Source organism: Flagellimonas pacifica, from assembly GCF_900215465.1.
In the GTDB taxonomy this organism is placed as follows: domain Bacteria; phylum Bacteroidota; class Bacteroidia; order Flavobacteriales; family Flavobacteriaceae; genus Flagellimonas; species Flagellimonas pacifica.
This window is the reverse complement of sequence record NZ_OBEH01000003.1, coordinates 214159-227101: the sequence shown is the minus strand read 5'-3', so window position 1 is coordinate 227101 and position 12943 is coordinate 214159. Positions and strand designations below refer to the sequence as shown.

The following is a 12943-nucleotide window of genomic DNA, read 5'->3' as shown; positions in this document are numbered from 1 at the left end:
TATATGGACGGCACACAGTGGATCATTTTTATCCTAATCATACAAGTAATCCATTTTTTAGGAACTTGGAAACTATATGTAAAAGCTGGTAGAAAAGCTTGGGAAGCTGCAATTCCAATCTACAATGGAATTGTTTTAATGAAAATAATCAACAGACCTTGGTGGTGGGTATTGTTATTGTTTATCCCTATCATTAATTTATTGATGTTCCCTGTAGTATGGGTAGAAACCATCAGAAGCTTTGGTAAAAATAAACTTACGGATACGTGGGCGGTCATTCTAACTCTTGGTTTTTACATTTATTATATCAATTACGCCGAAGATGTTAAGTATATAGAAGATCGTGATTTAAAACCAAGAACAGGTCTGGGTGAATGGGTTAGCTCCATTGTTTTCGCCATAGTGGCCGCAACCTTTGTTCATACTTATTTCATACAACCCTACGTTATTCCCACAGGTTCTTTGGAGCGCACATTAAGAGTTGGCGACTTTCTTTTTGTAAGTAAGTTTCATTATGGCGCAAGGGTTCCCATGACAACTTTGGCGGCACCCATGGTTCATGATACACTTCCTGGCTTGAAAAAAAGGTCCTATATAGCTGATGTTGACCCGGCAACCTATAAAACTTCATGGAAAAACAAACTGCAACTACCCTATTTAAGGCTGCCTGGTTTTCAAGAAGTTAAAAAGAATGACATTGTGGTTTTTAGTTTGCCTTCAGATACTTTGTATCAATTCTTTAAGGCCGAAAGAGCGGTTAAAAAGCCTATAGACAAAAAGTCCAATTATGTAAAAAGGTGTGTGGGAACTCCTGGCGATTCACTTGCTGTGATTGATGGCTTTGTACATATCAATGGCAAAAAACTACAACTTTCGGATAGGGCAAAAGTGATGTACAACTACACCATCTATGCCCAAAAGGGAGTGTCCAGTAGATTATTAACGGAAGTTGATGCTTCTGACTATTTAAGAAAATATTTCACTGGAAACCTGAGTCAGGACCAATACAACGCACTATCTCCATTTGTTTTAGGTGCAAACAGGACTCCAGACGGAAAGATTGAGCTTATCACTGAACAAAAAGGTATACCAACAGAAGTCATAAGACAATTACGCCTTTCCTTGACCGAGGAAAAACCAAGGGAAAGAATTGCCAACTTAACGGATGAAATGGTCGCCAAGCTCAAAGAGAACCAAAGTATAGACTCCGTTGTAAGGACAAATGAAGGAAAAGGAGTTTATCGGGGTGCTTTCCCTCAAAAACCTAACCTATATCCTTGGAACAACGACAATTTTGGCCCTATATATCTCCCCAAGCAAGGAGCCACCGTAGAAATCAATTATAGAACGATACCCTTATACAAGAAAATTATTAGGGATTACGAATACAATGACGTAAAGGTAACCGGCCAAAAAGTTTACATTAACGGTGAAGAAGCAACTTCCTATACTTTTAAACAAGATTATTATTGGATGATGGGAGATAATCGGGATCATTCTGAAGATAGTAGAACTTGGGGCTATGTACCTGCTAATCATATTGTTGGAAAACCCGTATTTCTTTGGATGAGTTTTGACAATTTTAAGGAAGGTTTGGCTAATTGGCGTCCTCGTTGGGACCGTATCTTTACTACAGTAGGGGGAAGTGGTGAGCCAATCTCCTATTTTAAATACTTTTTAATGGTGATTGCGGGTTGGGTAATCTTTGATTTTATTAGAAAACGAAAAAAGAAGAAAGCATAGATAAGTTACTCTCTGTTGAAAACAACGCTACACCCTTCGTACTTTCCAAGTATTACTACCTTCGCCGTCATTGTTCAAAAAGATGTGGTCTGGGAGGCACACGACAATTTTCAAAAGCAGACTTACCGAAATCGTTGTTATATCTGTACGGATCGGGGAAAGCACATGCTAAATATTCCCATAACCCATGTTGGCGGTAAAGATGGCCGTCAGAAGTATCGCGGTGTTGAAATTGACAATTCTTCCAATTGGCAAAAACAACATTGGCGTACACTGGAAACGGCATACAGAACTTCACCATTTTTTGAATTCTACGAAGATGATTTGAGATCATTATTCAAAGAACCCGTGCAATCTCTTTATAATTTTAACCTTGAGACCATTAACGTCTTGTGCGAGTGTCTGGGTGTGCAATCTCCTTCAATGTTTACAAATACCTTCGAAAAAACCACCTCAAATACTTATGATGCAAGGTTTTTGGTTGAAGCCAAAAAACCTTTGGATATTACAACAACTCCATATTCTCAAGTTTTTGAAGAACGCCATGGTTTTGTACCCAATCTCAGTATTCTAGATTTGTTGTTCAATGAAGGAACAAATGCACTCGATTATCTAAAGAATCAACCTCTCGATTTTTTAAATGCTTAGGTTTATAATTCACTACGGAATTCACTTTCTTGTACCCATTTTAATTGGGTTTATATTTTTCAAGGACAATCGAATCAAAGTTACGCTGGTGCTTCTGGCAGGAATGTTAATTGATATTGACCACCTTCTTGCTGAGCCCATATTTGACCCAAATCGCTGTAGTATTAATTTTCATCCTTTGCACAGTTATTGGGCTATTCTTTTGTATTGCACTCTACCCTTCTTTAAAAAAACCAGAATTATAGGTCTGGCTTTAATTATTCACATTATAGCCGACCTATCCGATTGTTTACTCATCTGATTTAAGTCGTAACGTGGCCATAATTGGGTAATGATCCGACAGTTTTTCATCAAAATTCTGATGCGAAATCACTTCAAAAGTTGGGTCAGTCAGTATATAGTCTATTCGTATTGGAAACCCCAATAAATTATAAGACCTACCAAATCCCTTTCCTCTTTCTAAAAAAGTATCTTGTAAATCTCCTTTTATTGTTCTGTAAATATTGGAATATTGCGTATTGTTGAAATCACCAACAACTATCGTTTTATAATCCATCCCAGTCATACTTTCCTCAATCAAATTAGCCTGTTCATGTTGTTTAAGCATTACCTTTCTCAACCTCCCAAGTAATTTTGAAGATTTTTGTTTTTTTATGGCATTAATTTCAGGGATTATGCTAAAAGACTGAAGATGTACATTGTACACTCTAACTGTATCTCTTTTGTATAAAATATCTGCATATACTGCGCTATTTGAGCTAGCAGGAAACAAAATAGAGTCCTTATTCAAAATAGGATACTTTGAATAGATAGCCTGAATTACGCGTTTGGCCGGTTTTCCGTAAACATAGTCAATATATTTATGGGGATATTGATCAAGCGCAGTATTATCATCTCGCTTTAACTCATAGTAACATTCTTGAAAACAAAGAATATCTGGCTTTTTTTGATCAATAAAATTCAATATAAGACTATCCACGTTTTCAATATCTAGCTGCCTATGCTCATTAAATCTCCTAGAATTGAAAGACATTATGGAAAATGTATCTGTGTTTTCAATTTCTGTTGAGCTGGGAAACCGATAAAACGAGCCCAAAACTACATACCATGCAATCAAAATCAATACAGACAAAAGCGATTTTCTTTTTCTTTTTCTCAAAAACCAAAAAAACACAAATAAAACATGAATACATACCAAAATTGGAACCAACAAACTAATTGTTGACAATGCAGACATTAAAGTTACGGGAACATACGGCACTACAAGTGCTATTCCTAATACAAAAGCCAAAAGTATGTTTAGGAAATAAATGACCTTATCAAAAATACGAGAGTGTTTCTTCAAATCTTATTCCTCTTTACCCGCGTTAAACAAAAAATCTTTTTCTGCTTTGGATAAGCTTTCGTAACCAGATTTGCTTATTTTATCCAAGATACCATCTATTTTACGTTGACGGGCTTCCTTATCATAATCGGCAGCATTTTTGTTTTTAGCAGTCTTCTTTTTATACACCGTTTTCATAGGTGCCTTTTTTTCTCTTGGCTTAAAAAGCTGAGCAATTGCTTCCCTCAACTTGGTAAAGCCCAATCCAATATCATTACCTTTCAACATCTGACGTGCGTATACATATCCTAACAACGCACCTCCTAAATGAGCTAATCTACCGCCAACATTTCCGCCATAGGGAATCTGGATAAGATCCACCAGAACAAAAAATGCTCCTACATGCCATAACTTAACATTAAAAAAGATAATCCGCACCTCTTGGTTTGGTATATATGCACATATAAAAATCAACACGGCAGTTACCCCTGCTGATGCTCCTATTAATACTGTATTTGCCTCCAAAAGGGTTGGAAATATATTGTAACTAAGCAAAAAGAGAATTCCTCCAAAAATTACACCTAAAAAGTATACGTTTATAAATCTGTGGTTATCAAAAAGGTTCAGGAAAATCCTGCCCGAGAAATAAAGCATAATCATATTCCAGAAAATATGACCTATACCTGCATGAAAAAAGGAATAGGTAACCAAAGACCAAGGCTGACCAAAAAACTCCGTGAGATCTTTAGGCAATTCAAACCAGTTAGCTGCAGAATTCCCCAGCAATGCCTTTGACAGGCCATCCAAGATAAACACCAATACATTCAGTGCAATCAGTTTTTCTGCAATACTGAGTCGAGCAAAATTATATTGTAGTCCCCCGTTTGCCATACCCTAATTCCATCGGTTTTGGTTAAATTCATTCTTTTTCCAATACCACATCATAATAAAACCAATCAGAGCCCCTCCTATATGCGCAAAATGTGCAACTCCGGTATTTACATTTCCAATTCCAAAGAATAAATCGATTGCCAGTAACGCTGGTACAAAATACTTTGCCTTAATTGGAACTGGTAAAAATATCAACATCAACTTGGCTTCGGAATACATAAAAGCAAAAGCCACCAAAACACCATAAATTGCGCCTGATGCACCAACTGCAGGTGTATTATAAGCACTTAAGAAATTATCAATTGTACTCTTAGAAGCTATATTATACCAATCCGGACTGTACTGTCCTTTAGAAACAATCTCCAGAACTTGCCCCTTGGTCATTCCTGCATTTACCAATGCTTCCATACCCTCATTAAAAAGATAAAAGTTAACACCTGAATGAAGTAAAGCAGAACCAAGCCCTGCAGAAAAATAGAAGAACAAGAATTTATTTCTACCCCAAACACGTTCCAATGGGGTTCCAAAAGCCCAAAGTGCATACATATTGAAGACAATATGCATAAGGCCTCCATGCATAAACATATGGGTAACTACCTGCCACCATTGAAAGTTTTCATTTTCTGGAAACCACAATGACAACCATTGGTACATCTGATCTCCATACAATTGTGTAGCAAAAAACAAGATTACATTAACAATCAATAAATGTTTTACTGCCTCGGTCAATCTACCCATCTAATTAAACTTTTTTTCAATATCTCCTTCGGAGATTGTAGTGTATGTCATTTTTTGGAACGGACTTAGGCTAGGTTCCTTACAACCAAATAGATCGTTGACCAGGGCCAATTGCGATTCTTGGTCCAAAACCTCACCTGATTTCACGGCTAAATTCCGGGCCAATCCTTTGGCCAACAATTCTGCTTGGGAAATTGATCTTCCTTCAAATCCTTCCTTATAATCAGCAATCATCCGATCCAATACCGTGCCAATTCCACTTTCGGAAAGAAGCAAAGGCACACCTGTCACTTTAACAGTCTCTTTCTCCAAACTTTCAAATGCAAAACCAACATTTATAAGACTTTCTTGGATCTCTTTTAAAATGGCCCGTTCCTGTTTGTTGAATGATAGTTCCAAAGGAAACAAAAGTTGTTGACTAATCCCTTCTTTTACCGTAATCTCCCCCAAAAACTTTTCAAAAAGTATACGCTCATGCGCCCTGTTCTGATGAATGACCAGCATTCCCGATTTAATGGTACTCACAATGTATTTTCGTCTAAGCTGAAAAGTAATCCCCGTTTGTGTTTCTTCTTCCGAATCTGAATAGATGGTTCCTTGAACCGCTGTATCGGATTCAATTTCCAAACTGCTGAAATTATCCGTATCTATGTTTTTGTCAAGACCATCATACAGATTTTCCCAGCCTTTAGAACTAACCTTCTGATATGAAGATTTACCAGATGGACTTTTAGCAACTTCCTGAAAGGGGTTAAAAGCAGCATCCACTGTAACCTTAGGAATCACAGCTCCTTTTTCTTTATAGGCATATGGTGTATCCAGATTAGGGTCGTGCTCAAAATCCAAAACAGGGGCAACGTTAAACTGTCCCAAACTATGCTTTATGGTTGAACGCAAAATGGCATAAATGGTGTTCTCATCGTCAAACTTCACCTCTGTTTTTGTGGGGTGAATATTAATATCGATGGATGATGGGTCAACATCCAAATACAAAAAGTAACCTGGATATAGGTCCGATTTTATTAAACCCTCAAATGCCGCAACCACGGCATGGTGCAAATATGGACTTTTGATAAACCTATTGTTGGCAAAGAAAAACTGTTCTCCCCTACTCTTTTTGGCAAATTCTGGCTTACAGACAAACCCGGTGACCTTGACCACTTCGGTCTCTTCGCTCACAGGAACCAGACGATTCGTCATCTTACTTCCGAAAATATGGCTTATCCGTTGTCTGTGGTTTGCTTTTGGCAAATTAAATGTTTCGGACCCATTGTTGTAAAAATGAAATTCGATATTGGGATGCACCAATGCAACCCGATGAAATTCATCGGTAATATGTCGTAATTCTACTTGGTTCGATTTTAAGAAATTACGTCTCGCCGGAATATTAAAAAACAGATTTTTTACTGAAATGGATGTTCCCTTTGGAGCAGCCACTACTTCCTGGCATTTTACTTTACTGCCCTCAATCTTTAAATGCACTCCAATTTCTGCATTCTCAGTTTTGGTCTGCATGTCCACATGGGCAATTGCAGCTATGGATGCCAATGCTTCACCCCTGAATCCTTTGGTCTCAAGATTGAACAAATCCTGTGCACTGGATATTTTGGAGGTTGCATGCCGTTCAAAAGAGAGTCGGGCATCTGTCTCACTCATGCCAAGGCCATTATCAACTACTTGAATCAAGGCTTTACCGCCATCCTTAACAATCAATTTTATCAAGGTTGCATTCGCATCTATGGAATTTTCCAATAGCTCCTTTACTACCGAAGCTGGCCGCTGAACCACTTCCCCTGCGGCAATTTGATTGGCCACATGGTCTGGCAAAAGTTTAATGATATCCGCCATTATGGATTCAGGAATATCGATAAATCAAAGTCGATGATAAAGAGAAACAGTAGTATCAAAACTGCTACAATTACAAGAAAGCGAAGTTTTATGTTCTTGTCCCCTTCATTCTTTAGATCATCCACTGCCGAGGAAATCTTATTTTTTATACCTCTTTGTGTATGCGCAGTAGTTCGGAATTTATCTAGTTTGTGTTCTATTTTATAAGGATTGCCCTCTCCCTTGTAATACCTTGGTGAGTAATTATAAGTCCTATTTTTTCTAAGCTTTAGAAAATTTCGCATTGCATCCTTTTCGTCTAACCTCAAAGGTACTCAAAATCGAAAAACAGGAATACCCCGTACTGCCAAAAAATGTTAACAGCTTATCGGATGGTTAGATGGTTGGATTTTTAGATTTTGGACAACCCAAGAATTAGGGTTTGAAATAGGGATTTTAAAGGATTACCTTCCTAAAGCTGCCATTTTAATGGCCGCAATAGCCGCTTCGGTCCCTTTGTTGCCATGCTTGCCTCCACTACGGTCTATGGATTGCTGTAAGGTATCATCGGTCAACACACAAAAAATAACAGGAGTGTCATGGAGCACATTAAGGTCTTTGATCCCCTGTGCAGTAGCGGAACACACATAATCAAAATGACTGGTCTCTCCCCTGATTACACTTCCTATGGCTATTACAGCATCCACATTTTGAGAGGATAGCATTTTTTTGCATCCAAAAGTAAGCTCATAACTGCCCGGAACGTTCCAGCGAAGAATATTTTCCTCCAAAGCTCCACAATCCAACAAAGCCTCATGTGCACCTTTGTAGAGTCCTTCAGTAATGGCTTCGTTCCATTCAGAAACAACAATCCCAAACCGAAGATCCTTCGCGTTTGGGATTGTTGTCTTATCGTATGCTGATAAGTTTTTATTTTCCGTTGCCATCGGCTTAGTTTTTAGCCAACCCTATAAGCACATCTACGCCATTGGCTTCTTGAGAAGCAGAAAAATCATTCTTGATTTGTTCAAAGTAGCCCAAGGCTTTTTCCTTCTGACCCAAATCCATGGCAATTACACCGGCCTTATATAAAAATCTTGGTGTAGTATATTCATTGCTACTGTGGGCAATAGCTTTTTCGTAGTAATCCAAAGCATCTTCTTGTTGATTCAATTGTGAAAATGCATCTCCAATACCTCCTTTGGCCATGGCTCCCAACACAGCATCATCTGATGAGAAGTTTTCCAAATGGGAAATTGCCTGATCATATTGCTGAAGATTCAAATAAGTCATTCCAGCTGAATATTTAGCCAGATTTGCTGCTTTGGTCCCTTTATACTCTTCCATAATATCCAAGAAACCATATTTGCCTTCTGCACCATTCAAAGCTAATGTGAACAACGAATCCTTTGCAGTTTCATTGGTCAGTGCTTGGTCAAAATATTGTTGTGGGTAGAACAACTCATTGGCTGCAGAAGCCTCTTTTGGTTTTTGAATAAATTCGTTGTATCCCAAATATCCAAGAACTCCAACGGCGATGACCGCAATTGCTCCCAAAATATAATTTTGGTTGGCCTGAACCCAAGCCTCAGTTTTGGAAGCACTCTCATCCAAAGTACTAAAAACCTCAGCAGTTGTACTATTCTGTTCGTCCAATTGTGCTTCTTCAACCTTATTTTTTGGCTTAAAGCCTCGCTTCTTGTATGTTGCCATCCTTGATTTAATTAATCGCGCAAAAATAAAGTTTTTATCCAAAACCAAAAGGTAATTTATTCGTTATTTTTGGAATCTTTAATTGGTCGCCACGTGATCAAAAATGCCATAAAGCTCTAGCCTTTTATGTTTTTAAAGCATTTATCTTTAATTAATTACAAAAATTTCTCTTCCAAAAAATTGGAATTCGACCCCGTTATCAACTGTTTGGTTGGGGACAATGGCGTGGGAAAGACCAACATTTTGGATGCCATTTACCACCTGTCTTTTGGAAAAAGTTACTTTAATCCGGTATCTACACAAAATATTAAGCATGGGACGGATTTTTTTGTGGTTGAAGGGGAATTTGAAAAAAAAGAAAGAACAGAAAAAATTATCTGCAGCTTTAAAAAAGGAATGAAAAAAGTCATTAAACGAAATGGCAAGGCTTACGAGAAGTTTTCAGAGCATATTGGTTTTTTGCCTTTGGTAATCATTTCTCCATCTGATCGTGATTTGATCATTGAAGGAAGTGATACACGAAGAAAGTTTATGGACGGGGTAATTTCCCAGTCGGATAAGGGATATCTAAAAACCTTAATCAAATACAACAAAGTCTTGGTTCAGCGTAATTCTTTGCTGAAATATTTCGTTGCCAATAACACCTTTGACAAAAATACGCTGAGTATCTATAACGAGCAATTGCACACCTTGGGTACAGAAATTCATAAAAAAAGGGTTGCCTTTATTTCATCTTTCCTTCCCATATTCAAGGAGCAATATGCCCATATCACTGACAAGGAAGAACAAATAATGCTGTCTTATGAAAGTCAACTTTCAGAAAAGGGGTTATTAGAGCTTTTAGAAACAGTCATAGACAAGGACAGGATTATCCAATACACAAGCGTTGGAGTCCATAAAGATGACCTTAATTTTACCATTGCGGGACATCCCATCAAAAAATTTGGAAGTCAAGGTCAACAAAAATCTTTTTTGATCGCTTTAAAATTGGCACAGTTCCATTTTATAAAAGAGCAGGCCAAAACTACGCCAATCTTATTGTTGGATGATATTTTTGACAAATTGGATGAAAATAGGGTATCCCAAATAGTTGGTTTGGTGGACAACGACAATTTTGGTCAAATATTCATTAGCGACACCCATGCAGAGCGTACCGAAAATGTAGTTAAAAACATTCGTCAGAGCTATAAAATCTTTACCTTGTAGCATGAAGAAGATATTGATTCTATATTCTTTTTTTTTGTTGATAGGTTGTCATGAAACGACTATTTCCAAGGAAGATTTAACTTATTTAAATGGATATTGGGAAATTTCCGAAGTGGAATTTTCGGATGGTGCTAAGAAGAATTATTCGGTGAATCCTACCATTGATTTTATTCACTTGGAAAACATGGAAGGATTTCGAAAGAAAGTCCAGCCCAAGTTTAATGGTACATACAATATATCTCAAGATGTAGAAGCCTTTAAAATTCAATCCATAAATGATTCATATATTTTAATATATAAGAACAATTTAATTGAGCGGGAAGAAAAATTGACCCATTTAGATCCTACTTCCTTTTCTGTCCTCAATGAGGAAGGAGTTTTATATTCCTATTCACGCTTTCAACCCATTGTAATACCTAAATAATGGCAAAAAGAAACAATTCACATATTCCAATGAGTGATGCTTTGAATGAGTTTATCAAAGAGAATAAGCTCCAAAAAGGCATGGATAAGGTTGATGTTAAAAACGCTTGGGTAAAATTGATGGGGAATGGGGTAAACAATTATACCACAGGTGTAGAGTTGAGAAACGAAACTTTGTTTGTATCACTCTCGTCTTCCGTTTTACGAGAAGAACTCAGTTTGGGAAAAACCAAAATCATCACCTTATTGAATGAGGAATTAGGAAAAGATTTGGTGAAAAAAATAGTGCTACGCTAGTATATTAACCTGTTATCAAAGAATCAGTGAAAAAAATTGTTGAGACAGAAAGGTTAGTTCTGGCAGAGGCAGAAGTAAAAGATTATCCATTTTTTAGAAAACTCTTAAACAGCCCAAACTGGATACAGTTTATTGGAGACAGAGGGGTAAAAACCAATCAACAAGCCAAAGATTACATAAAATCCAACTTGATAGCTTCCTACAAGAACAACGGCTATGGTCTGTATAAAATGTGTTTGAAAAGTTCATTGGAGCCCATTGGCATCTGTGGTTTGGTAAAACGTGACTACCTAGATGATCCCGATATAGGATTCGCCATTTTACCCGAACAGGAGGGAAAAGGTTATACCCATGAAGCCAGTTTGTCTATTTTGGCATATGGAAAGGAAAAACTGAAATTACCCCGCATTTTGGCCATCACAACAGATGAGAACATTGGTTCCCAAAAGTTAATCCGCAAAATTGGACTTTTGGAGAATGGTACTATAAAACCAAAAACGGACAAAGAAGAGTATCTACTTTTTTCAACATAAAAAGCCACTCGTATGAGTGGCTTTTACAATTAAATCTATATATCGATTACTTAGAACACTTCTCTTCCAGAAAAATGAAAAGCACCTTCAATTGCTGCATTCTCATCACTATCAGAACCATGAACAGCATTTTCTCCAATACTGGTGGCAAATAATTTGCGAATAGTTCCTTCAGCCGCCTCATCTGGATTTGTAGCTCCAATCAATGCTCTAAAATCATCCACAGCATTGTCTTTTTCCAAAATAGCAGATACGATAGGACCTCTGGTCATAAATTGAACCAATTCCCCAAAGAAAGGTCGCTCCTTGTGAACAGCATAAAACTCCTCAGCATCTCTTTTGCTCAACTGCGTATATTTCATTGCTACAATTTTGAATCCTGCAGCAGTTATTTTTTCCAGAATTGCACCAATATGACCATTTTCTACGGCATCTGGCTTAATCATGGTGAATGTTCTATTTCCAGTCATTTTTTAAAATTTTGCGCAAACTTACGGTTTTTCAATCAACGAACAAGCATTAGTAGGCCTGTTTTAATTCTTGAAAAACCTTATCATTTTCTCCCATTATTTTAAAATAGGCCTCCCTCTTTTTCAAATTAAGCTCAATGAGTCCATAACTTGGTACAGATACCACCTCCCCAATTCTAAATTGATTAGGTTCCCCATGAAAACTGGAATATGAATGAGTAAGTCCACTACTTGTAAAATCGATAAGGGGATATGACATCCCATCCAAGGTACTGGCCGAGAATTCAGAAATATGACGGTCACCAGATAAAATCATTACACCTTTAGCTTTTGATGTTGTTATAAGTTCTTCCAGTTTTTCTATTTCCTTTGGAAAATTACCCCAAGCTTCAAAACCATGCTCTCTGGACAAAAACTGAATACTGGTAACTATAAGGTTGAAATCCGCTTCTGAAGTTTCCAGTTCCCTTTTCAACCATCTCCACTGGGACATACCTAAAATGGTCGCATCATCTGAATTATTTGGTTTGTATCTCCTATTTGGATTTTCATCTTTTTCAAGTTGACTTCTAAAATACCTTGTATCCAACACCATAATTTTGACCTTACCTTTAGGTAGGCTGAACGTATGCGATGCATAGACCCCCTCTTGCTCCCTTCTTTTGTCATCTTTTGGAATCCCCATAAAATCCAAAAACAATTGTTGGCTTTCTTTTTTCATCAAAAATTCCTCCCCTCCATCATTCACTCCATAATCATGGTCATCCCAGGTACCTATAACTGGAACTTTTGATTTTAAAAGCCTATATCCTTCATTATTGTTTTGCGACCCGTACATGGATTGTAGCTCATTCATATTGTCCGTATCAGCATAAATGTTATCTCCACCCCATATCCATACATCAGGATGTTGGTCCAAAATATCATCCCAAAATGGATTTGGAATATTCTGTTTATTACAGGAACCAAAGGCAATCACAAAAATAGAGTCCAAACCCTCGCTGCCTACTTGAGAGGAAAGAGGTTCTTTTTCCTTAGATCTACAACCAAATAAGAAAACAAAAAAACTCAATGAAAGAAAAATATATCGCATAGCTTCAAATTACCATATCCACAAAAATAGATTTTCA

General features: G+C 37.3%; 16 protein-coding genes. 7 read left to right on the top strand and 9 right to left on the bottom strand.

Going from position 1 to position 12943, the window contains the following annotated elements; all coding sequences use genetic code 11:
- The first annotated feature begins 3 nt into the window (after nucleotides 1–3).
- From lepB to CRO15_RS19935, 3 genes are read left to right on the top strand one after another with little or no spacing between them, the layout of a single operon-like run.
- Nucleotides 4–1743, top strand: a complete 1740-nt coding sequence (gene lepB / locus CRO15_RS10885; protein WP_097045861.1) for a signal peptidase I — start codon at nucleotides 4–6, stop codon at nucleotides 1741–1743.
- Between the two features lie 15 nt (nucleotides 1744–1758).
- Nucleotides 1759–2391 carry a WbqC family protein gene (locus tag CRO15_RS10880; protein ID WP_097045860.1) on the top strand — a complete coding sequence of 211 codons (633 nt, stop codon included), beginning with the start codon at nucleotides 1759–1761 and terminating at the stop codon, nucleotides 2389–2391.
- Nucleotides 2384–2692, top strand: coding sequence for a DUF6122 family protein (locus CRO15_RS19935; RefSeq protein ID WP_097045859.1), 309 nt, complete (start codon nucleotides 2384–2386; stop codon nucleotides 2690–2692). The genes CRO15_RS10880 and CRO15_RS19935 overlap by 8 nt, the downstream gene beginning before the upstream one ends.
- Here the strand turns inward: CRO15_RS19935 and CRO15_RS10870 are convergent.
- The 7 genes from CRO15_RS10870 to CRO15_RS10840 all read right to left on the bottom strand — a co-directional run bounded on the left by CRO15_RS10870 (nucleotide 2681) and on the right by CRO15_RS10840 (nucleotide 8884).
- Entirely contained in the window at nucleotides 2681–3736 is a 1056-nt protein-coding gene (locus tag CRO15_RS10870) for an endonuclease/exonuclease/phosphatase family protein (protein ID WP_097045858.1), read from the bottom strand. The genes CRO15_RS19935 and CRO15_RS10870 overlap by 12 nt on opposite strands.
- Before the next feature lie 3 nt (nucleotides 3737–3739).
- Nucleotides 3740–4606 (bottom strand): rhomboid family intramembrane serine protease, encoded by an 867-nt coding sequence (locus tag CRO15_RS10865; protein WP_097045857.1) that lies wholly within the window; start codon nucleotides 4604–4606, stop codon nucleotides 3740–3742.
- Between the two features lie 3 nt (nucleotides 4607–4609).
- A complete protein-coding gene (locus CRO15_RS10860; RefSeq protein ID WP_097045856.1) occupies nucleotides 4610–5344 on the bottom strand; it encodes a rhomboid family intramembrane serine protease in 735 nt (244 codons plus the stop codon).
- Nucleotides 5345–7192: a DNA mismatch repair endonuclease MutL gene (gene mutL, locus CRO15_RS10855; RefSeq protein ID WP_097045855.1), complete on the bottom strand. Its 1848-nt coding sequence runs from the start codon at nucleotides 7190–7192 to the stop codon at nucleotides 5345–5347.
- Nucleotides 7192–7476 (bottom strand): riboflavin synthase subunit beta, encoded by a 285-nt coding sequence (locus tag CRO15_RS10850; RefSeq protein WP_097045854.1) that lies wholly within the window; start codon nucleotides 7474–7476, stop codon nucleotides 7192–7194. Before CRO15_RS10850 ends, mutL begins: the two co-directional genes overlap by 1 nt.
- Before the next feature lie 159 nt (nucleotides 7477–7635).
- Nucleotides 7636–8118 carry a 6,7-dimethyl-8-ribityllumazine synthase gene (gene ribH, locus CRO15_RS10845; RefSeq protein WP_097045853.1) on the bottom strand — a complete coding sequence of 161 codons (483 nt, stop codon included), beginning with the start codon at nucleotides 8116–8118 and terminating at the stop codon, nucleotides 7636–7638.
- 4 nt (nucleotides 8119–8122) lie between these two features.
- Nucleotides 8123–8884 carry a tetratricopeptide repeat protein gene (locus CRO15_RS10840; RefSeq protein WP_097045852.1) on the bottom strand — a complete coding sequence of 254 codons (762 nt, stop codon included), beginning with the start codon at nucleotides 8882–8884 and terminating at the stop codon, nucleotides 8123–8125.
- Nucleotides 8885–9010: 126 nt separating this feature from the next.
- Between CRO15_RS10840 and recF the strand changes: the two genes are divergently transcribed.
- From recF to CRO15_RS10820, 4 genes are read left to right on the top strand one after another with little or no spacing between them, the layout of a single operon-like run.
- Nucleotides 9011–10090, top strand: coding sequence for a DNA replication/repair protein RecF (gene recF, locus CRO15_RS10835; protein ID WP_097045851.1), 1080 nt, complete (start codon nucleotides 9011–9013; stop codon nucleotides 10088–10090).
- Between the two features lies 1 nt (nucleotide 10091).
- Nucleotides 10092–10514 carry a hypothetical protein gene (locus tag CRO15_RS10830; protein WP_097045850.1) on the top strand — a complete coding sequence of 141 codons (423 nt, stop codon included), beginning with the start codon at nucleotides 10092–10094 and terminating at the stop codon, nucleotides 10512–10514.
- On the top strand, nucleotides 10514–10810 hold the full coding sequence (locus CRO15_RS10825; RefSeq protein ID WP_097045849.1) for a DciA family protein: 297 nt from the start codon (nucleotides 10514–10516) through the stop codon (nucleotides 10808–10810). The genes CRO15_RS10830 and CRO15_RS10825 overlap by 1 nt, the downstream gene beginning before the upstream one ends.
- Nucleotides 10811–10836: 26 nt before the next feature.
- Nucleotides 10837–11343 (top strand): GNAT family N-acetyltransferase, encoded by a 507-nt coding sequence (locus CRO15_RS10820; protein WP_097045848.1) that lies wholly within the window; start codon nucleotides 10837–10839, stop codon nucleotides 11341–11343.
- Nucleotides 11344–11393: 50 nt separating this feature from the next.
- Here CRO15_RS10820 and CRO15_RS10815 read toward each other — a convergent pair whose 3' ends face one another.
- On the bottom strand, nucleotides 11394–11813 hold the full coding sequence (locus tag CRO15_RS10815; protein WP_097045847.1) for a nucleoside-diphosphate kinase: 420 nt from the start codon (nucleotides 11811–11813) through the stop codon (nucleotides 11394–11396).
- Between the two features lie 49 nt (nucleotides 11814–11862).
- Nucleotides 11863–12906: an alkaline phosphatase D family protein gene (locus CRO15_RS10810; RefSeq protein WP_097045846.1), complete on the bottom strand. Its 1044-nt coding sequence runs from the start codon at nucleotides 12904–12906 to the stop codon at nucleotides 11863–11865.
- Between the last annotated feature and the right edge of the window lie 37 nt (nucleotides 12907–12943).